The organism is Vibrio sp. V39_P1S14PM300, assembly GCF_009904765.1.
Classification (GTDB): Bacteria; Pseudomonadota; Gammaproteobacteria; order Enterobacterales; family Vibrionaceae; genus Vibrio; species Vibrio proteolyticus.
Genome location: NZ_WXWP01000217.1, coordinates 1 through 20,602 on the forward strand (window position 1 = coordinate 1; position 20,602 = coordinate 20,602).

Sequence of the window (20,602 nt, forward strand, 5' to 3'; positions counted from 1 at the left end):
ATTATAGGCAGGACAATGAGTAAATATAACCATCAATATTATATTGTTTTTGAAAATTATGATGACGATACTCTTTATTTGACAACTCATGATAGATCGGATCATCGCAACTATGAGTACACTAAGCTAGTCGGAAGTGAGCCGATGTTCTTTGCTAACGGCTATCGCGATGAGGATTTGGCTAAGGGGATATCACGTCCAATCAAGCAAGCACACCTAAGTAGTACTTATCCTGTCATAACGAATGAAATAAAAAACGCATTGCGCGGAATAGAAAATGAACTTTTCCAATTTTACCCAGCAGTGATTCTAGATGATAACGATACGTATAATGAAGACTATTGGGTCTTTAATGTATTTCATAAGATGGATGTACTAGATATAGACAATTGTGCTATTCGGAGGATAAATCCGAATAGAGAAGGTCAAAAGATTCAAAAATATTTCCTCAGTGATAATAAGTTAGACAAAATACCACTTAGTGAGAGGCTGGTATTTAAACCAAAGTTTAGCAATATAAGTCATATCATCGTTCATGAAACAGTTGTGAATATATTCCAGAAGCATGATGTTGATACTTTGAATTTTATAAAGATCTCAGACTGGGAAATGGGCCTTCATTTTATAGAGTAACGTGTTAAATGTTTTCACCGCATCCGATTTCTACACGTAGGTGCGCCCTTATTTTAACATGTGCCAGTTGTGCGAAGACTTGTTACTATGCTCTCACCTAAGAAAAGTTTCTCTATGATTTTTCTCAACAAATCGAGAGGGTACCGCTATAGTCCTTCTCAAAGACTCGGACCCTTATACATACATGGCGCTAAAACCCACCATTTACAAATTTCGTATCGCGCTGACCGATATGAACCGCGACTATTACGACACACTCAACCTGACCGTCGCACAGCATCCATCTGAAAATACGCTGCGGATGATGGCTCGCTTGATGGCGTATTGCCTTCACGCTGGTGAAAACCTACAGTTTACTAAAGGGCTCTCGACCACTGATGAACCCGACATCTGGCGTAAGTCACTCGACGAACAAATCGAATTGTGGATTGAGCTAGGTGAGCCGGATGCTGACCGGGTGAAAAAAGCTACTCGACAGGCTAAACAGGTTGTGGTTTACAGTTACAACACCAAATCCAATGTGTGGTGGGAGCAAAACCGCGGCAAACTGGGCATGTATGACGCGACCATCATGCGCTTCAACTCAGAACAAGTAGAAGCATTAGAAACTTTGCTGGAGCGCAGTGTCGATATGTCGGTGATGATCAGCGGCAATTCTCTGTTTGTTGATAGCAACAAAGGATCGTGTGAAGTAACATTTGAAGAGTTGCAAAGCCGATGAATTCTCTCCAGCAAATCCTCACGGACTGCGGCGCCGATCTACTGCCGGTCGTCACTCTGCACCCAGAGCTGTGGCGGGATTTGTGTGCAGGTCAGCAAGAGCTTTTCGGCAAAGCGTGTCATGCAAAACCAGGCACTTCGCCACAGCAACATCTGCTCGGGTTACTCACCAAACGTCACATCGAATGCAGCTCGCACTTCGAGCAATCTGCGCAATCAGAAACTGCGGTAAAAAGTGTGTTTGAACAAACTCTGGGTCACGAGCAGGCCGGGAAATTTCAATCTCAAACCCTGTCTGAGCTATTACTGGTAACGCATCTGTGGCTTTATTTGCAGGGCTATCTCAATATGGATTTCAGCTTAGCCAATGATCACGCCCAGCAAACCGCCGAGCGTATTGCCGCCCGCATCACGCTGGATGCCCAGGCGGCGCGGGTTGAGTTTATGCAAAGCTATTACGCGGGGAAAGAGTGTTCACCACAACCGTCTAAGCCCAACCTGTTTGATAGGCTGAAGGCCTGGTTTAATCCAGATAGGGAATGACTGACGAGCCAAAAAGGGAGCCAAGATGGCTCCCTTTTGACAACTCACGCGATGCTTACAGTGACTCGTGCGGACCAAAAATTTCGTAGTGGATACGATCTCTGGACACACCCAGAGCGTGAAGCTGTTCAACCACAAACGCCATGAACGCCACCGGACCACACAGGTAGAAATCGCCATTGTCGAGCGCCAGACGGTCGCGAATGGCACTGAGATCCATCTGGCCGCTGTGTTGCCCTTGCCCTTCCAGGTACCAGACATGCTGCTGCCACTGATTCACAGCGACCAACGTGGCCACTTCATCAACAAAAGTATGCTGGTCACGATTGTTACACGCGTGCAGGTAGGTCACATCCGCCTTTCTGGTTTCAGCAAGCGATTGCAGCATCGCCTGCATTGGCGTCACGCCCACCCCAGCCGAAATCAACGTCACCGGACGCTCACGCTCCACGTAGAAGAAATCACCAGCCGGTGGATAGAGCTTAACACTGTCCCCCACCTGAACCTGATCATGCAGATGATGAGACACCAAGCCACAATGAGCATCCTGGCTTTCACGCTTTACAGAGATGCGGTAGTTCATCCCATTCGGTTTTTGTGAAAGTGAGTACTGACGGATCTCGACATGCTCGCCTTTTTCTGGTGTCACTTCCAGTCCGATATACTGGCCCGGTTGATAATCCAGTACCGCTTTGCCATCGGCAGGTGTCAGTACAAAGCTGGTCACCAGCTCGGATTCAGCCGTTTTCTCGCTGACAATAAATTCGCGTGCGCCAGCCCAGCCCCCTAAGGCTTGGTGGCGTTGCTGGTACAACTCACCTTCGCGGTCAATAAAGACCTGGGCCAGAAACAGATACGCAGCGGTCCAGGCTTCTTCCACCTCCGGGCTGAACGCGTCCCCTGCCAGCTCGCGTAAGGTTTCGATCAGGTGATGGCCGACAATCTGGTAATGCTCGGCCTGAATGTTAAAACTGGTGTGCTTGTGGGCGATGCGCTCGACGGCTGCGGTCAACGCTGCCAAGTTTTCGATGTGTTTGGCATACGCCGCAATGGCTTCAAATAACGCCACGCCCTGACGGCCGGTGCGCTGATGGGTCATATTGAAGATGTCTTTCAATTCAGGATTATGGCTGAACATGCGCTGATAGAAATGCGCGGTCAACGCGGGGCCCGCACTCTCCAGAAGAGGGATGGTACTTTTCACAACGTCAATATGATGATTACTTAGCATAAATGGACACTCCCACTAGATTAAATTTCAGAAACACTGAGTCACTTTCATTGAGTTAGTTATTGCGATGTGCACGAGAATTCCATGCCTCGCTTTATGTTCTGGCTTCTCGCCCGTGTGGTTTAAGAGCAGGAATAATGCCAAGTCTAAAAAATGCCTATATCCCATGTTTTCATTCACTTATTGATAATAAAAGCAGTCAAAAAGACTGCTTTAAAACAAGTCATAATGACTCTATAATGATAAAAAATTTCATTTCAGTGCCTTTGCCATGCAAGAACTCTCTGTTTCTACTCTGGTCGAAATGACCATCGGACTTGCCAGCGGCCTCAGTAGCGAGGACCGCTTCCATAAATTGTTAGATGCCATTCGCAAAACAATTCAGTGCGACTGTGTGGCTCTGTTGTCACTGCAGGGCGACACTCTGGTTCCACTCGCCATGCAGGGACTAACCCGAGACACCCTGGGCCGGCGTTTTCATATCAGCGAGCATCCGAGATTTGAGCTGATCTGCCAATCAGATAAACCTGTGATCTTTGATGCCGACAGCCCACTGCCTGATCCGTTTGATGGCCTGTTACTGGATCACGATGGGGATTTACCGATGCATGCCTGTATGGGCCTGCCCCTTCGGTTTGGTGACACCTTACTGGGGGTGCTGACACTCGACAGCCTGATACCCAACGTGTTTCACCATATTCCGGATCGTAGCCTGGAAGTGTTGTCTGCCATTGCAGCATCAACATTGAAGATGGCGTTGACCTTTAATCAACTGGAGCAGCAAGCCAAACAGGTTCAGCAACGGCTAGAGGAACTTAACGAAGAAGTCTGGGAACGTGACGGTGGTGAGTTGATTGGCAGTAGCACGGCAATGACTGCCCTGAAAGCCGACATTGAAGTGGTCGCGCCCTCGAACTTTAACATTCTGATCCACGGCGAAACTGGTGTCGGTAAAGAACTGGTCGCCCGCACTCTGCACTACCGCTCTGCGAGACGCAAGCAGCCGCTGGTCTACGTCAACTGCGCGGCCATTCCTGAAAACCTGGTTGAGAGCGAGTTGTTTGGGCATGTGAAAGGGGCCTTTACCGGCGCAGACAAGCACCGCTCGGGGAAATTTGCGCTGGCCGATGGCGGCACACTGTTTCTGGATGAAATCGGTGAATTGCCGCTGGCCGCTCAGAGCAAAATTCTGCGTGCTCTGCAAAACAACGAAATTCAACCGGTGGGCCAGGATAAAGTCGAGACTATCGATGTACGAGTACTGGCCGCCACCAATCGTGATCTCAAACAGGAAGTCAACGCCGGTCGTTTTCGCGCCGATCTTTATCATCGCCTGAGTGTCTATCCAATCCAGGTTCCTCCCCTGCGCGAACGCAATGGTGACATCGCATTGCTGGCTGGTTACTTTCTCGAACAGGCCAGGCGTAAACTGGGGATCACACAACTCAAACTCGGGCGGGACGCCATGGCTTACATCAGCCATTACGACTGGCCGGGCAATGTACGCGAGCTAGAGCACGTGATTAACCGCGCGGCATTGAAAGCCCGGGCGCGCAGCGGACAACGAGCGGTGATCACAGTAAACTTAGACGACATCGGTGCACTGGAAAACGGCGCTGCTCCTAAAAGTGAAAGCCTCCCAGGCGCCACACCTACCGCGTCTTTGGATCTGTCCGGTGGGTTAAGAGAAGCAACCGACCACTTTCAGCGTGAGCTGGTCACCGCAGCGCTGACCGAGGCCGACTTTAACTGGGCACAAGCCGCTCGAAAACTCAAAACCGATCGTGCCAATCTGGTGAGACTAGCCAAACGACTGGGCATCAATGTTACTAGAGTGCATAAAATCGAACGTTAAAGGGTTCATTTCTAGGCCCGCTGTTACTTCACTGTTACAATGGCGCGCAACGTTGTAACAGAGAAAATGGACCCTTTATGAAGTTTATCCGCTGGTTTCTGGGCAAAATCATTCTGACCCTGGATTTCATTTTTACACCCCGAGGGGTTAAACGCTCAGCCGATGCGCAACAGATCGTCGACGACAAAGCACGTCACATGGCGCTGTACCAGTTTGAGGCTTGTCCGTTCTGTGTCAAAGTGCGCCGCGCGATGAAGCGTCAGTCGGTCAAAATCGAATTACGTGATGCCAAAAATGATCCGGTTCACCGCGCCGATTTGGAAGCCGGAGGCGGCCGCATCAAAGTGCCGTGCCTGCGCATTGAAAACAATGGTCAGGTTGAATGGATGTATGAATCCTCCGATATCGTTGCCTATCTGGAAAAAGAATTTACCTGATGGGCACTCAAGCCGGACGTTGCAATCACGCCCGGCTTTTTTATTTGTATCGCTGCCCGCTCCCTGCCATAGTGTTTTAACATCGCTGTTTTTTTGCTCACCCCGTTTACAATGAGAAAGCACAAGGAGACTCCATGCGCGCAATTCCGCTTGACCTCAGCGTGATTCAGGCCGTTGTGTTTGACCTCGACAACACGCTGGTCACATCATCAATGAACTTTCGTGCCCTGCGTGAGCAAATCGGCTGTCCGCAACAAGACGATTTGCTTCACTACGCGAATGGCCTCAATTGTGACCTGAAAAGCCAGCGCGCCCACCAACTGATTATCGAACATGAGATGGAAGATGCGCGGATCTCTTCGCCAATGCCAGGCTGCCTTGAATTGCTCGAACACTTGCGCGCCCACCGCATCCATACCGCCATTGTGACTCGCAACTGTGCCAAGGCAACTGCGCTAAAAATGACACACAATCACATCAAGATTGAGCGAGTGATCAGCCGTGAGCATTTCCCACCCAAACCCGCGCCCGATTCGCTGATCGCATTGGCCGAGGAGTGGTTTCTGCCACGCCAGCAAGTGCTATACGTCGGCGATTTCGTGTATGATTTGCAAGCGGCGAGAAACGCAGGCATGCCTTCCTGCCTGGTAACACACGGGCGTCGGCCAGACTTTGTCGATCAAGCGTCTCTGGTCGTTACTCATCTGCATGACTTGCAACAATTACTGGCGCAAAGCCACCAACAACTGGCTCAATAATCCAACGTACCTCGCATCGGATACTGATGGTAGCTTCCTGCTCTGAGCGCGTCACTCAGGCCATCCGCTAACGGAAAGCTGACTTCCAGGCGAGACTGATGCTCCTCCAGTTGAGCCTTTGAATCAGCAGAGATGGCCACAATTTCAACGCCCACTGCTGCAAACGCCGCTTTGTAGGTTTCCAGCTCATTCAGGCATCGGGTACTTCAACGCACAAGCAATAGAAACCGCATGGCGAAGCTTGAAGCGTTATCAAATCATGTTAGAGCGGTCTCTCTATCCGGCAATCAGTTAACTTTTAGTCACTTGGTTGCCTCTCTACACTGTTAGAGTGACACTCTGAAACGTTGCACTTTCTCATTTCTAACCCTGCGCGCCCCTCAGTTATGAGATTGTAGTCAGGTTACCACGCAGTAATCGATGGTGATGGCGCCATCAGTGTGTAATGATTTGATTCTAAAACCGATTCATCAGGGCACTCAAAGAATGAAAAAAATACTGGTTTTGTACGCACATCCGTCTCAACGTCGTAGTGAAGTCAACACACCGCTGTTCGATGTCGCCAAACAAGTTGAAGGGGTGACCACCGTCGATTTGTACGCCGAATACCCAACCTTTGACATTGATATCGACAAAGAACAACAGCGCCTTGTCGAGCACGATGTGATTATTTTCCAATTTCCGCTCTACTGGTATTCAACCCCCTCCATCCTCAAAGAGTGGCAGGATCTGGTACTGGAATACGGGTTCGCTTACGGTCATGACGGTGCGGCACTGCACGGTAAGCAGTTTTTGTGTGTGCTGTCTGCGGGAGGCAAAGCCGAAGCGTATCAAACCGATGGCTACAACCACTTTACGATTCGCGAATTACTGCAACCTCTGGAACAGATGGCCAATCTGACCGGAATGCAATATCTGGCGCCTTTTGCCCTATTTGGCGCGCGTACCGCTCTGGATGACAACCGAATCGAAGAGCATGTCAATAAATACCGTCGACTCCTGAATGCTCTGGTCAACGGACATCTGGACACCGAGCGTGCGCGCCAGTTGCCGAAACTGACGCATTCACTGGATGAACTGATCGTAAGGAAACAGGCATGACGCTGTATTTCATCAAAGCTTTTATCTACCTGATTGCCGCAGTGATCGCCGTGCCACTGGCGAAACGCTTTGGCCTTGGCTCTGTACTTGGGTATTTGATCGCCGGGGTGGTAATCGGCCCGATCATCGGATTAGTTGGCGAAGAAACCACCACTATTCAGCACTTCGCCGAATTCGGCGTGGTGATGATGCTGTTTCTGGTCGGCCTTGAGCTGGAACCCCGCATGCTCTGGGCGATGCGCAATCGCCTGCTTGGCCTGGGCGGTTTACAGGTTGGCCTGACCACGGCTGCGGTAATGGCTATCTCAATGCAGTTTGGCGTTGAGTGGACACTGGCTCTGACCATCGGCCTGATTTTCGCCCTGTCGTCGACGGCAATCGTGTTACAAACCTTCAGTGAAAAGCGTCTCAATAAAACGGAAGGCGGACAGAACGCTTTTTCGGTCCTGCTTTTCCAGGACATTGCCGTGATTCCGATGCTGGCGTTTATTCCGCTGCTGGCGTTGCCTGAGTTGATTGAACAGGCGCAGCAAGCCGCCAATGCCGCCGCCGAACATCATGAAGAAATCAGCTTAGTCGCCGGCTTGCCCGGATGGGCATATGGCATGGTGATCACCGCCTCCATCGCACTGATGGTGGTGGGTGGTCATTACCTTAGCCGTCCCTTGTTCCGCTTTGTGGCCAGCTCAGGTCTGCGTGAAATTTTCACCGCGACGGCACTGATGCTGGTCGTGGGTATCGCCGCGCTGATGAGCCTGGTGGGGCTCTCTCCGGCACTGGGTACATTTCTGGCTGGCGTGGTGCTGGCCAACAGTGAGTTCCGCCATGAGCTGGAGTCCAATATTGATCCATTCAAAGGGCTACTGCTGGGGCTGTTCTTTATTACCGTGGGTGCCGGCATCAACTTTGAAGTGCTGTTCGGCGATTTCTTTTTGATCCTCGGCATTACGCTGGGAGTCATGTTGCTCAAAGCCGCAGTGTTGTTCTTACTGGCCTTCATCTTTCGAATTAAAGGCAGCAATCGCTGGTTGTTCGCCCTCAGCCTGGCACAAGCTGGTGAGTTCGGCTTTGTGCTGCTGAGTTTCTCCACTCAGAACCATGTGCTGCCTCCTGAGTTGTCACAAAAGCTCTCGCTGGTGGTGGCACTGTCGATGTTCCTCACCCCGGGCTTGTTCATCCTGTTTGACAAAGTGATCCTGCCGCGTTTCCAAACGGCCTCCAATGACCGTGATGCCGACGTGATTGAAGAGCACGGCCCGGTCATTATCGCCGGTGTCGGGCGCTTCGGTCAGATCACCAACCGCTTGCTGACCGCCAATGGCATTCAAACCGTTGTGCTCGATCATCAGGCTGCGCAAGTGGACAACCTACGCCGGATCAACGTCAAAGCCTATTTTGGTGATGCCACTCGCCCGGAACTGCTGCACACCGCGGGCATCGAGGAAGCGTCAATGCTGATCGTAGCAATCGACAACAAAGAGAGCAGCGTCGAACTGGTTAAACACGTGCGACACGCGTATCCACACCTGAAAATTCTGGCCCGCGCCTTTGACCGCGGTCACGGCTACCGATTACGTCAGGCAGGTGCCGACATTATTGAGTCGGAAACGTATCATTCTGCTCTAGAAATCGGCTCCGCTGCGCTGCGTGGGCTCGGCCATCATCCATTCTTTGTTGAGCAGCAAAAAACCACGTTTAAACGGTTGGAAAGTGCATTGTCTGAAGGGCTGTATGACGCATGGAATAAAGAATCTGAAAGTGGAGAACGCTTCGACAACAACTATGTAAAACTGTTTATGGAATTGGAGGAGCGTATCAAGTCAGAAATGGCCTTTGACCGGTCAGACAATCACTCCCGCACAGAGCGAGGGTGGACGCCACCGCCAAAAGGGTATGCAGACAAGCTCGGAGATGAGCTACAATAGCCAGACAAAAGCCGAGAGCACCTCTCGGCTTTCATCTATTTCCACTACTCCAAAATCAGAAAGTAACCATATGTCTCAAGCCAAATCTTCTGACACGCTCGGCCGTCAGCTGTTCAACATGACCTGGCCAATGTTGTTCGGCGTGTTATCACTTATGAGCTTCCAACTGGTCGACAGTGCTTTCATCGGCCAACTGGGGGTATTACCGCTCGCCGCCCAAGGGTTCACGTTGCCGATCCAGATGATCATCATCGGCATCCAGGTCGGTCTTGGCATTGCCACCACCGCAGTTATTTCACGGGCGCTGGGCGCCCAGCAGGAGCGCTACGCTAAACAACTCGGCGGTCTGGTCCTGGCGATGGGCAGCATCGGGGTCGCGGTATTTTCGTTGTTGCTTTATCTGTTACGTCACCCGATTCTGGCCCTGCTGAGCGCACCGGACAGCATTTTTGTCATCATCGATAGCTACTGGATTTACTGGCTGGTGAGCGCCTGGACCGGCGCTGTGCTTTATTTCCTTTACAGTATCTGTCGTGCCAATGGCAATACCATGTTGCCGGGCACCATGATGATGATCACCAGCCTGCTCAATCTGGCTCTGGATCCGCTGTTTATCTTTACCTTTGACATGGGCATCAACGGTGCCGCGGTGGCGACCATCATCGCCTTTGGTCTGGGTATTATGTTTGTCGCCCCCAAAGTGTCTGCCAAACACTGGATGTCGTTCGACTGGGCGGACCTCAACGTAGTGAAAAGCGTTCGCTCCATCGCCAACATCATGGGGCCAGCCATGATCAGCCAGCTCCTGCCCCCACTGTCTTCTATGCTGGCCACCAAACTACTGGCTACTTATGGTACGGCAGCCGTCGCTTCTTGGGCTCTGGGATCACGTTATGAGTTTTTTGCGATAGTGACGGTGTTGGCACTGACGATGTCGATGCCACCGATGATCGGCCGGTTACTCGGCGCGGGTAAAATCGAGCAGATCAAACAACTGGTCAATCTGGCCTGTCGTTTCGTGCTGGTTTTGCAGCTTGTGATCGCGCTGGCGACCTACCTGGGAGCGGGTTTCCTCTCCGCTTTGATGACCAGTGAAGCCAGCGTCGCGTCGATCCTCAACTGGCACCTTACCTTAGTCCCTCTGAGCCTTGGACCGCTCGGTATCTGTATGTTAATGGTGTCGATTTCCAATGCTCTGGGCAAATCGTATACCGCACTGACTATCTCGGCTCTGCGCCTGTTTGCGTTCTTCCTGCCGTGTTTATGGGTAGGTGCTCAGATCGCGGATATCTATGGCCTATTGGTCGGGGCATTAATTGGCAACGTACTCGCCGGGCTTTGTGCCTGGGTCATGTACCAGCGCGGACTGCGCCAACTGGAGCGGCGGTTGACCACTGCCTGATGGAAAAGCCTTGCTATGATGCAAGGCTTTTTGTCTCACTCTTCACTGAGCGCTTTGATCTTAGGCAGTGCCTTTTCCCAGCCATCATTAAACATGGTGGTAAAGTCCGGATGTGTCACTATGGTGACTTCCAGTACCACTCTATCGCCCTGACGGATGATTTCGTAGCTCTCACTTGAGCCAATCCATTTGCGTGCTGAATCGCTGTCGATGTCGATGATATGTTCGGGATTAAACACCGCAATGTGATGGATTTGGATAGCCCGGTCGACGTCAATCTTATCGATCACCGCCCGTGTGCCTCCTAAACCGGGATCAAAAAACGCAATGTGTTCCCCTTCACGCCATTCACCGTGAAACTGGGACTGTGGAGAGAAGGCTGTCGCCCACTTGCGATACAGCTCCAGCTCGGTCAAAACCTGCCAGATACGGGCAGGTTCAGCATCGATGTCGATTTGGTAAGTCAGCGTCAGCATACATAAGCCTCAGATAATGCGGATAACCCCGGCTCGGCGGCACTCGAATGATGCCAGCAAACCTCAGACTTAAAGCATAGACCGAATCTCACCGAGCACGTAATCCGGTGTTTTCAGACAGCGAAGCGGCCCAAAACGCACTCAACTTCAGGTGGCGACATCTCCCGCCAATCGCTGTGCGGTGTAGTTGGCGATCGCCGTATCCTGAACACCCGTTCCGGTCAGGTCGCACACCGATATCTCTGCCGCATGCCGAATATACGGGCTGACACCACAGATGATCTCGCCTAATTCACACACCTTTCGAGGCAGAGGCTTTGCCATGCAGCGCAGTTCTCCCACTGACTCTGACTGGCTGAGGCGGTCGACCACCAGATGATCGGCATTGAGGAGCACGTCGTCAGCCAGCTCACGTTTATGCGGGCTATCCGAGCCCATCGCAATCACGTGCGCGCCCGCGGGAATATCCCGCCAATACAGCAGCGCCTCACGCGATGGCGTAGTGGTGACAATGATATCCGCTTCGCAGCACGCCTCGGCAATCGTGCTGTGGACCGTCACAGGTAGGTCGTATGTCTGCGCCATCCGGCGCTGATACTCATATGCCTTGTCGGCATCCCGGGCCCAAACGTCGACGTGTTTGATGTCACGAACTAATGTCATCGCAGCCACCTGCAATTCGGCTTGTAAACCAGCACCGATCACCGCAACACGTTTAGCGTTCGGATTAGAAAAATACTTGGCAGAAATGGCTCCGGCGAGCGCGGTGCGAACATCCGTCAAATACCCTTCATCGAACAGTACACAATCCACCAAGCCGGTTTTAGCGCTCAGCAGCACCATCAAACCATTCAGACTGGGTAACCCCAGTTTAGGGTTATCAAAAAAGCCCGGGCTAATTTTGATGGCAAAACGGGCAATGCCTTCAATATGCGCCGTTTTAACATCGACTTCTCCATGGCTCTCCGCAATCGTCATGCTCAAGATCGGTGGCAAGGTTACCCGACCTTCTCCCAGGGCACGAAAGCCATCTTCGACGGCCAGCAGCGCGTCCTCATTCAGCCCGGTTACCGATTGAATTTGTGTCTTGTTGTAGATTTCCATTCCGACTTCCTTGTTTACTGCATGTGTCGGCCAATACTGAGTGCCGTGTCAAACGTGTCCGACGACACATTTTTACCGCTCAGAACAAACACGACTTTTTTACCGCGCAGATCAAGCGGATGCTGACGCATTGCCGCAAAACCAACCGCAGCCGCACCTTCAACAGCAAACTTCTCTGCATCAAAAATATCCGTCATACCTTTAGCGATATTGTCCTCACTCACGAGAAACGCACGATCCATCACCTGTTGCACGAGTTGAAAAGTGTGACGGTTACCCAGCCCGATTCCGCCTCCCAGACTGTCGGCAAACGACTCATACTCTGGTACCTGAACCGGTTTTCCTGCCTTGAGGCTTTCCACCATTGCGGCGCCTTTTTCCATTGAAGCCCCAAAGATTTTAACTTTACGGCTTGCCGATTTCGCCGCCAGCCCAACACCGCCTAACAAACCACCGCCGGACAATCCAGCAAAAATCACATCGACATCAGGCAAATCCTCGATAATTTCCAATCCAATGGTGCCTTGCCCGGCAATAATATCCGGGTGCTCAAAGGGCGAGAGATAAGTCATCGACGCTTTCTCTGTCAGCCTCAGCGCTTCGCGCTCGGCGTCGTCCTGAGACTGACCGACAATACGCACGTCTGCCCCGAGTGCTTTGATCGCCTCGACTTTATTGTTCGGCACCAGGCTCGACATGCAGATCACCGTATGAATCCCAAGTCGCTGACCGGCATAAGCCACCGCGCGGCCGTGATTTCCGGTTGAACAAGTCACCACACCATGGCGTTTCTGCTCTTCGCTGAGACGGTTCATCGCGTATGTCGCACCACGCAGTTTAAAAGCACCAATCGGCTGGAGCGTTTCCAGTTTAAGCCACACCTCACACTGATATTGCCGGGACAATTGCGGGGAATGAAGCAAAGGGGTACGGCAGACCAGTCCATGAATGGCTCGCCTGGCCGCGTAAACATCTTGTATTTCCATAGTGTTTGGATCCTAACGCCGCCCCACAAGTGGGGCGGCAAGTGAACGGAATAGGACTATTTCGGTTGCCACTGTTTCGAGGTCACTAAGCGGTCCATCACCTGATTAACCGCCTGATGAGCTTTATCAACGATGGTGTCAATGTCGTGGTGGTTGGCGATCAACGGCGGAGCAAAACCCAGAATGTCACCGTGCGGCATCGCACGGGCAATCAACCCCTGATCCAGACAGGAAGCGGCGATCTGAGGACCCACTTTGAGATTAGCGTCAAAGTGCGAGCGACGCAGTTTATCGGATGAAAACTCCAGCGCATGCAACAAACCGACACCACGCGTGTCCCCTACCAGCGGATGATCGCGAAAAGTCTCCGCCATCCGTTGCTGTAGATACGCCCCCACCTCTGCGGCATTTTGAACTAAACCCTCGCGCTCAATGATATCAAGGTTACAATTGGCGGCTGCCGCACCCATCGGGTGTCCCGAGTAGGTGTAGCCATGACCGATGGCGCCCCATTGATCGGTGCCCTCTTCCAGAACGCTCCACACACGCTCACCCACAATCACGCCTGACAAAGGTTGATACGCCGAGGTCAGGCCTTTCGCTACGGTGATCAGATCCGGTTTCATATCATAATGGATAGAGCCAAAATCGGAACCAAGACGCCCAAAGCCACACACCACTTCATCAGCGATCAGCAGAACATCGTATTTATCCAGCACCTGACGAATGGCTTGCCAGTACCCTTCTGGCGGCGGCACGATCCCACCGGTGCCCAGCACTGGCTCAGCGATCATCGCAGCGACCGTGTCCGGCCCTTCAGCCAGAATCATCCGCTCCAGTTGATCCGCACAGTACCGGGAGAACTCCAGCTCAGACATACTGTCATCATCACGGCGATAGTAATACGGCGCCATAGTATGCTTAACCCGCTCCAGCGGCAGATCAAAATGCGCATGGAACAGGGGCAATCCGGTCATGGATCCAGACGCAATACTTGAACCGTGATAGCCGCGATCACGCGAGATGATCTTTTTCTTCTCCGGCAAGCCACGCGCATTGTTGTAGTACCACACCAGCTTAAGTTGCGTTTCGTTCGCGTCACTGCCCGACATACCGTAATACACTTTACTCATCCCGGCCGGCGCCATCTTGATGATGCGATCTGACAGGGTTACTAGCGCTTCGTTAGTGTGTCCGACATAGGTATGGTAATAAGCTAACTGTTTGGCCTGTTCGTAAATGGCTTCGGCCATTTCAGTCCTGCCATAACCAATGTTCACACAATACAACCCGGCAAAGCCGTCGATCAGCTCGATGCCTTCGGAATCGGTGATGCGTATTCCGCTTCCGCTCGAGATAATTCTTCCCGAAAGCTCCCCAGCCGCATATTGCTTCAGGTGGGTTGAGGCATGAAATACGCGCTGGCGGTCGATATTCAGTAGTTGTTCGGTTTTGGTGCTCATGTTCCTTCTCCTCGAATAGTTGGCTTTCCATATTTCATGTCTCAACTGCCAGTCACGGTCGGCAGTGCGCCCAGGCAGCAATATTTGATTTCGCTATATTCATCAAAGCCATGGCGGCTCCCTTCCCGGCCCAGCCCGGATTGCTTGACACCGCCAAACGGGATCGGATGCCCCGTCATCTTGACCGAGTTGACACTCACCATGCCAAATTCCAGGCCACGCATGCATTGCCAAATCTGATGGATGTCGTGGCCATACACATACGCGGCTAAGCCGTATTCGGTGTCATTGCTCATCTCAATCACTGATGCCAAATCCTTGTAGGGTAGAACCCCGGCCACCGGGCAGAAATTCTCTTCACGGTATACCGCCATTTCTGGCGTGACGTCTGCCAACAGCGTCGGCGCAAAAAAGTTGCCTCCCGGCACAGAGGTGTGATACCCCGCCACCAACCGGGCCCCGTTATCCAGCGCATCGCGTACCAAGTCATGGGCTTTATCGACGGCGGCCTGATTGATCAACGGCCCCATGGTGGTGTGTGGCTCCATCCCGTTGCCGAGTACGAATTGTTCCATCTCATGCGTAAAAGCTTCCAGAAATGGCTCATATTTTTCCTGTGGTACAAAAATGCGATTGGCGGCCAAACAATCCTGCCCCGCAGTCTGGAACTTGGCGGCCACCGCAGCTTGAGCAGCCTGAGCAATCTCCATGTCCGGCAGCACAATAAACGGCGCGTTGCCCCCCAATTCCATACTGCATTTTTTCACCGTCTGAGCGGCGTCACGTAGCAGCAACTTCCCAACCCGGGTTGAGCCAGTAAAGGACAAGGCTTTCACTTTGTCGGAATGGCATAAGGTCTGCGAGATCATCACGGCGTCGCCAGTCACCACGTTGAACACGCCGGCAGGAAATCCAGCCCGATCAGCCAGCTCCGCCAATGCCAGCGCTGAGAATGGTGTTTCGCTGGCCGGCTTAATCAGTACCGGACAACCAATCGCCAGCGCTGCGGCCGCTTTACGCGTCACCATCGCATTGGGAAAGTTCCACGGCGTGATCAACGCTGCAACTCCAATCGGTTCACGAACCGTAGAGAGTTGCGCGTCCGGAATATGGCTGGGAATGGTCTCGCCATAACAGCGGCGCGCCTCTTCAGCAAACCAGCGAATAAACGACGCACCGTAATCAATTTCTCCCAGCGCATCCGCAAGAGGCTTGCCCTGTTCCATCACCATCAAACGTGCCAGATCCGGTTTGGCTTCAAGAATCAGATCATGCCAGCGCATCAATAGCGCTGCCCGCTCATCTGCCCGCAATTTTCGCCAGTGACGAAACGCCTGATCAGCCTGATCAATCGCTTGATACAACTGTTGTTGATTCAGCTTGGTAATGTACCCAAGCACATTGCCATCAGCCGGATTGTCTACCGGATGAAACTCGTCGCCGCTGACCCACTTGCCATTAACGTAAGCCAGGCCGCGCACCAGACGAACATCATCCATTATTGCCATCATGTCGTGTGAAGCTTTCAATTCACCGCCATGTAAACTGTGTAGTGCTGTCATAAATCCTTCTCCCAGCGTCGTTGTCCATACCTACACTGTAAGAGAGAAGCGTGGTGAATAATTTCTGAAGCCAGCGGGAGAACCGGCAGAATTTTCTTTTCGTTCGCCACTAAAATGGCGATTTTTCTGGTGATGGATTTGCGCGTTTTTTTCTTTTAGAACAACGCGTTTTGATTGATATTTAATGTACCGGCATCCCGTTTGATGGTTTTGGTAACGATATAAGTAAAGTAGCGTTCAATGCCGACCTCTGAGTCGAGCCAGTTGTCGATCAACCGTTGATACTGATCAATGTCTTCGGACTGGATTTTGAGGATGTAATCCACGCCGCCGCCGGTGGCATAACAGTCGGTGACTTCCGGGGTATGGAGTACCAGTTGTTCAAAACGGCGAAAAGCCTGAGCATTGTGTTCTTTAAGGCTGACTTCCACCATGACGGATGTACGTTTAAACAGCACGTCGGTGTTCACCCGGGCTCCGTAACCTTCGATGATGCCAGCTTCTTCAAGTTTTTTGACCCGCTCCCAGCAGGGGCTGACGGACAAATTGATCGCCTCCGCCAGATGCGATTTGGTGATACGGCCATTGTCATGAAGAATTTGTAGAATCTTTACGTCGTAGCGATCCAGGCGCATAAATCACTCTCCCTTTTAACGCCAGTGTGGCCCGCAAGGCAGGCCACTCATCTGAGCCATTACTGGCTGAACTCTTGCTCCAGAGCGTCTAGCACCGCCTGACCACTTTTCCCGGTCAGCTCAACATACTTGTCGCGCATCGGCATGGATGCCCGCTTGAACTCCGCACGTTCCTGCTCATTCAAATGCACCATTTTCATCTCGGGTTTCGCCTGCTTAATTTGCTCAAGGCGCATCTGGTTAAACTCAGCCTGTTTGGTAAAAATGAAATCATTCATTTGAGAGATCGTCTCCTGAACCAGTTTACGACGCGCTTCCGGCAAACCATTAAACCAGGCATTGTTGGTGATCACCGTAGTGGTAAATTGCTGCTGCCCCGCCCAGATCATGTAATCGCTCACCTCGTAGAATTTCATTTCCTGAATCGCAAACACCGGATTCACCTGACCGTCGATCATCTTCAGTTGCAGCGCGCCGTACACCTCAGAGTACGGCAAAGGGGTTGGATCGGCGCCAAACGATTTATAGGCTTCCATCAGCATGGGCGAGGCCATCACCCGCATTTTGAAATTGTTAAAATCTTGCGGGCTGCGAATAGCGCGATTGGTGGTCCAAACCATCTCTCCTTCTGGGAACATGGTCAGCAATTTAAGGTTTTTGGCTTCCAGTTTTCCACCCAGGGTGCCATAAATGGTTGGGCCGGCGCTGAGGACTTTTTTGTTGACCTCATTGTCGGAAGACAACAAATACGGAATGGAGAACACCTGCATTTCAGGCACAAAAGAACCGAAGATTCCCGGCGAGGCATTAGTGAACTGAATGATGCCATTGGCGGCCAGTTCGGTCAGGTCCTCAGACTGGCCCAGCGTACCGTATGGGTACACTTCAACGGTCACGTCTCCGCCGGTTTTGGTTTCGATGCGTTGTTTGAACTCCTGGGCGTAGGCGTCCTGTACGGAGCCTTTCACCTCTTCCAGCGCAAACTTCCAGGTTTCAGCCTGCACGGTACCGGCCAGTGCACTGCTGGCCAGTAATAACGTCGTTGCCAGATGGCGATAGCGTTTTTTCATCGGATTCATCCATTTCTTCCTTTCGTTCTGTTGGGGCCATCTCACCAACGGCTGGTGATACGCCAGACCCTAAGGGGTGTCCCAGTAGCTGCAAAACAGACACTGGCTAAGTAAATTCACCATAGTCTTCGGCGATCACGGCTAAGGTGTCTCCCAGATTCACCATGGCCGGAAAGCGGCGTGCAGCAAAAATTCCGCCGCGCTCTGCCCGATATTCAACAGGGGGTTCTCCCGTGCGTTGCGTTGAATGTATCTGCACCATTAACTGGCCAGTTTCCACCCGGTCCCCCAACTCGCACAGGTATTCCGCGATCCCGCTATGGCGACTTTGCAGATAGCAACGGGCATCCGGCATATCGAGTAACCGGCTCGGCTGAGCAGGCTTCTCATACGCTCCAGTCAGGTTGCCGGCAAAACGCAGAAAGTTGCGAATACCACGATCGGCGTAGGCGATCGTCTGTGGTGTACTGGTCCCTCCACCGCACAGCTCCGTGGTGACAAACACTTTGCCCTGACCTTCCACAACAGTGTCGTACAAGCTGGTGGCGTCCATTTCCAGCAAAATCATGGTATATGGCGCACCAAACAGTTTCGCCCCGAGAATACAGGCCTCTTCCTGATCCGGGTTGTCCAGCCGGTGCGCGGCCGCAAACGGCACAATGTCGAGAGTCTTGCCTCCTGAGTGTATATCCAGCGCGAAATCGCACAGTGGCACCAAATAACGGGTGAAGTAATCAGCAATTTTTTCAGTCACCGAACCTGCTGGGTTACCGGGAAAACTGCGGTTCAGGTTACCTTGGTCTATCGGCGAGGTGCGAGACGCATTGTGTACTGCCGGCAAGTTCATCATGGGAACGATGATCACCCGTCCACTCACCTGCTCTAATTGAAGGGTGTTGGCCAACTTCAATAAACTGGTGATCCCTTCGTATTCATCACCGTGATTACCGCCAGTCAGTAGCGAGGTCGGCCCGTCGCCATTTTTGATCACCGTCACCGGGATCATCACGCTGCCCCAAGCCGATTCATCGTGCGAGTATGGCAATGTAAGAAAACCGTGCTGGATTCCTTCCTGGTTAAAATCGACCGTGGCGGAAATCGAACTGTTTTGCATAGCCACTCCTTAGTGTTTAACGAAAAGATGGCGCGGAAAATCACACAGCGTTTTCGCGCCATATTGAGTGATCACGATGCTTTCCGTGGTTTCCAATCCCCAGTCTTCAAACCACAGCCCCGGCATAAAATGGAAGGTCATGCCTTCTTTCAACACGGTTTTATCGCTGTCACGCAGGCTCATGGTGCGCTCGCCCCAATCCGGCGGATAGCTCAAACCAATCGGATAACCGCACCGAGCGCCTTCACGCGAGAAGCCTGCTTCATCCAAAACCCGGTTGAGTGCATTGGCAATATCGGCGCAGGTGTTGCCGGGCCTGGCCACTTCCAACCCAGCTTCCAGACCGCGGGTTAGGGCTTCATCTGCGCGTTTGAACTTATCGTCCGGCTCACCCAGAAAGATGGTACGCGATAAAGGACAATGGTAACGACGGTGAGCACCGGCAATTTCGAAAAACGTCCCCTCACCTTTTTTAAACGGACGGTCGTCCCAGGTCAGATGGGGCGCAGAAGCATCAGAGCCAGACGGCAACAGCGGCACGATTGCCGTGTAATCACCAAAATGGTCTTCATGGCCCAGCACGGCCTGACGGTTGATTTCCGCCACGAGATGGTGCTTTGGAAGCCCAGGTTCAATCATGTCAAACGCAACACGGTGCATGTTCTCCACAATACGGGCAGCCCGGTACATATACGCCAGCTCCTGATCCGATTTCACCGCCCGGCACCAGTTCACTAAACCAGTGGCATCGAGCAACTGAGCGTTTGGCAAATGGGTATGCAGTGATTCGTATGCGGTAGCGCTAAAGTAGTAATTGTCTTTCTCGACACCAATCCGGCCCCGGTCCCACAAACGCGGAGCCAACACCGCTTCCACCAGATAATCCATTGGGTGCAGTGGCGGGTTCATCACATAGTGGTCCGGGTAGTAGGTGATGTTTTCAGCCGACATATAGGCAGTACGGTAGGCGCCGTTAGCATCCTGACAGCGGCCAAACCATAAAGGCTCACCACTCGATCCCACCACGACACATTGAGGCACATAAAACGACCAGCCATCGTAACCTGTGAGCCATGCCATGTTGGACGGGTCATGAAGGATCAACACATCCAGTTCACGCTCTTCCATGGACTGGCGGACTTTAATCAGCCGCTCTTGGTATTCATCCAGAGTAAAATGCAAAGCAACGCCTCTCATTTCTTTTCTCCTTGTAGAATTCCGACGCCTTATCGGCCTTCGGAGACGTTGAGGTATCTCTACCTTTTATCAGCCCCTGACGGGCCGGGTATTAATCTGCTGTGGTATTGCCACCGGAAGGTGGCCGCGGATTGAATGACCATTTCAGTTCAATATCGTCATTTAAAGCATGACAACTCATATCAATCACTACAATTATGGATGTTTTTTGTGCAACAGACCGCATTTAACGGACAAAAAGTCGCCATTTGTTAAATCGAAGTTACAATGGGACTTTAAAATGAATCAATAAAAACATTGTGTCATGACAATTTCTTTGAATCCGATCATTCGCCCAGGCACCCCAAAATACATCTCCATCGGCAACTATCTGGTGGACTGTGTACGCAG

Annotated in this window: 20 protein-coding genes; 9 read left to right on the forward strand and 11 right to left on the reverse strand. The window is 52.0% G+C overall.

Annotated elements, in window-relative coordinates:
- The 3 genes from CAG65_RS10920 to CAG65_RS10930 form a co-directional block, all read left to right on the forward strand.
- The coding region (locus CAG65_RS10920; RefSeq protein WP_237668799.1) for an imm11 family protein at positions 1-633 on the forward strand (633 nt) is incomplete at its 5' end.
- Between the two features lie 184 nt (positions 634-817).
- A complete protein-coding gene (locus CAG65_RS10925) occupies positions 818-1,354 on the forward strand; it encodes a YaeQ family protein (RefSeq protein ID WP_021706522.1) in 537 nt (178 codons plus the stop codon).
- Complete coding sequence (locus CAG65_RS10930) at positions 1,351-1,896, forward strand: hypothetical protein (protein WP_161453636.1); 546 nt, start codon at positions 1,351-1,353, stop codon at positions 1,894-1,896. Before CAG65_RS10925 ends, CAG65_RS10930 begins: the two co-directional genes overlap by 4 nt.
- Before the next feature lie 55 nt (positions 1,897-1,951).
- Here the strand turns inward: CAG65_RS10930 and hmpA are convergent, their stop codons facing one another.
- The gene (gene hmpA / locus CAG65_RS10935) at positions 1,952-3,127 is read right to left on the reverse strand and encodes an NO-inducible flavohemoprotein (RefSeq protein WP_161453637.1); all 1,176 of its coding nucleotides are present in this window, start codon (positions 3,125-3,127) and stop codon (positions 1,952-1,954) included.
- 271 nt (positions 3,128-3,398) lie between these two features.
- On the opposite strand from hmpA, the gene norR reads away from it, so the two are divergent.
- The 3 genes from norR (at position 3,399) to CAG65_RS10950 (ending at position 6,177) form a co-directional block, all read left to right on the forward strand.
- Entirely contained in the window at positions 3,399-4,982 is a 1,584-nt protein-coding gene (gene norR / locus CAG65_RS10940; RefSeq protein ID WP_161453638.1) for a nitric oxide reductase transcriptional regulator NorR, read from the forward strand.
- Between the two features lie 77 nt (positions 4,983-5,059).
- Positions 5,060-5,419 carry a glutaredoxin family protein gene (locus CAG65_RS10945; protein ID WP_161453639.1) on the forward strand — a complete coding sequence of 120 codons (360 nt, stop codon included), beginning with the start codon at positions 5,060-5,062 and terminating at the stop codon, positions 5,417-5,419.
- Positions 5,420-5,553: 134 nt separating this feature from the next.
- Complete coding sequence (locus CAG65_RS10950; protein WP_161453640.1) at positions 5,554-6,177, forward strand: HAD family hydrolase; 624 nt, start codon at positions 5,554-5,556, stop codon at positions 6,175-6,177.
- On the opposite strand, the gene CAG65_RS22450 is transcribed toward CAG65_RS10950, so the two are convergent.
- The gene (locus CAG65_RS22450; RefSeq protein WP_161453641.1) at positions 6,171-6,332 is read right to left on the reverse strand and encodes a peroxiredoxin family protein; all 162 of its coding nucleotides are present in this window, start codon (positions 6,330-6,332) and stop codon (positions 6,171-6,173) included. The two genes, CAG65_RS10950 and CAG65_RS22450, sit on opposite strands and share 7 nt — an antisense overlap.
- Positions 6,333-6,663: 331 nt before the next feature.
- Between CAG65_RS22450 and CAG65_RS10960 the strand changes: the two genes are divergently transcribed.
- The 3 genes from CAG65_RS10960 to CAG65_RS10970 all read left to right on the forward strand — a co-directional run bounded on the left by CAG65_RS10960 (position 6,664) and on the right by CAG65_RS10970 (position 10,605).
- Positions 6,664-7,278 (forward strand): NAD(P)H-dependent oxidoreductase, encoded by a 615-nt coding sequence (locus tag CAG65_RS10960; RefSeq protein WP_040902999.1) that lies wholly within the window; start codon positions 6,664-6,666, stop codon positions 7,276-7,278.
- The gene (locus CAG65_RS10965) at positions 7,275-9,203 is read left to right on the forward strand and encodes a monovalent cation:proton antiporter-2 (CPA2) family protein (protein WP_161453642.1); all 1,929 of its coding nucleotides are present in this window, start codon (positions 7,275-7,277) and stop codon (positions 9,201-9,203) included. The genes CAG65_RS10960 and CAG65_RS10965 overlap by 4 nt, the downstream gene beginning before the upstream one ends.
- Before the next feature lie 70 nt (positions 9,204-9,273).
- Entirely contained in the window at positions 9,274-10,605 is a 1,332-nt protein-coding gene (locus CAG65_RS10970) for an MATE family efflux transporter (protein WP_161453643.1), read from the forward strand.
- Between the two features lie 35 nt (positions 10,606-10,640).
- Here the strand turns inward: CAG65_RS10970 and CAG65_RS10975 are convergent, their stop codons facing one another.
- From CAG65_RS10975 to doeA, 9 genes are all read right to left on the reverse strand, one after another.
- Positions 10,641-11,081 carry an SRPBCC family protein gene (locus CAG65_RS10975; protein ID WP_161453644.1) on the reverse strand — a complete coding sequence of 147 codons (441 nt, stop codon included), beginning with the start codon at positions 11,079-11,081 and terminating at the stop codon, positions 10,641-10,643.
- Positions 11,082-11,228: 147 nt separating this feature from the next.
- Positions 11,229-12,185: a cyclodeaminase gene (locus CAG65_RS10980; protein WP_161453645.1), complete on the reverse strand. Its 957-nt coding sequence runs from the start codon at positions 12,183-12,185 to the stop codon at positions 11,229-11,231.
- Between the two features lie 14 nt (positions 12,186-12,199).
- Positions 12,200-13,171: a hydroxyectoine utilization dehydratase EutB gene (gene eutB, locus CAG65_RS10985; protein ID WP_161453646.1), complete on the reverse strand. Its 972-nt coding sequence runs from the start codon at positions 13,169-13,171 to the stop codon at positions 12,200-12,202.
- 56 nt (positions 13,172-13,227) lie between these two features.
- On the reverse strand, positions 13,228-14,634 hold the full coding sequence (locus CAG65_RS10990; RefSeq protein ID WP_161453647.1) for an aspartate aminotransferase family protein: 1,407 nt from the start codon (positions 14,632-14,634) through the stop codon (positions 13,228-13,230).
- Positions 14,635-14,675: 41 nt separating this feature from the next.
- Positions 14,676-16,196: an NAD-dependent succinate-semialdehyde dehydrogenase gene (locus CAG65_RS10995; protein WP_161453648.1), complete on the reverse strand. Its 1,521-nt coding sequence runs from the start codon at positions 16,194-16,196 to the stop codon at positions 14,676-14,678.
- 155 nt (positions 16,197-16,351) lie between these two features.
- The gene (locus CAG65_RS11000) at positions 16,352-16,831 is read right to left on the reverse strand and encodes an Lrp/AsnC family transcriptional regulator (protein ID WP_161453649.1); all 480 of its coding nucleotides are present in this window, start codon (positions 16,829-16,831) and stop codon (positions 16,352-16,354) included.
- Between the two features lie 59 nt (positions 16,832-16,890).
- Positions 16,891-17,910 carry a TRAP transporter substrate-binding protein gene (locus CAG65_RS11005; protein WP_161453650.1) on the reverse strand — a complete coding sequence of 340 codons (1,020 nt, stop codon included), beginning with the start codon at positions 17,908-17,910 and terminating at the stop codon, positions 16,891-16,893.
- A 97-nt stretch (positions 17,911-18,007) separates the two neighbouring features.
- Positions 18,008-19,015 (reverse strand): N(2)-acetyl-L-2,4-diaminobutanoate deacetylase DoeB, encoded by a 1,008-nt coding sequence (gene doeB, locus CAG65_RS11010; RefSeq protein WP_161453651.1) that lies wholly within the window; start codon positions 19,013-19,015, stop codon positions 18,008-18,010.
- A gap of 9 nt (positions 19,016-19,024) precedes the next feature.
- Complete coding sequence (gene doeA / locus CAG65_RS11015) at positions 19,025-20,212, reverse strand: ectoine hydrolase DoeA (protein ID WP_161453652.1); 1,188 nt, start codon at positions 20,210-20,212, stop codon at positions 19,025-19,027.
- Between the last annotated feature and the right edge of the window lie 390 nt (positions 20,213-20,602).